The 297-nt window shown below is 69.0% G+C and carries 1 protein-coding gene; it reads right to left on the reverse strand.

Features of this window, described 5'->3' with window-relative positions:
• Positions 1-18: 18 nt before the first annotated feature.
• Positions 19-297 (reverse strand): hypothetical protein (locus SB773_RS31020; protein ID WP_410594092.1); only part of this gene is annotated, 279 nt, incomplete at its 5' end.

The following is a 297-nucleotide window of genomic DNA, read 5'->3' on the forward strand; positions in this document are numbered from 1 at the left end:
TCTGTCGTTCCGCCTGGGTCAGCGGGCCGTGGCGCGCAGCACGAGAGCGATGAGATCGGACAGCTCGTCGCTTCGCGGCACGAGACGCTCTGGACCGTGCACATCGAGCGAGTTGTTGAAGTACAGGCCGTCACTGAGCAGCATCACGAGATCGAGGCTCGCGGCATCCCGCACGTGCGGTCGGATCGTGTCCTCCCAGCGGTCGCGATTGCGTCGCAGCGCATCGGCCGCGGGTGCCGAGCCGCCCTGCGCGAGGCGTGTGGCGGCGATGAGCGCACGGTCGAGCGCGTCGTCCTC

Source organism: Bacillus sp. SIMBA_074 (genome assembly GCF_046534555.1).
GTDB classification, from domain to species: domain Bacteria; phylum Bacillota; class Bacilli; order Bacillales; family Bacillaceae_G; genus Bacillus_A; species Bacillus_A mycoides.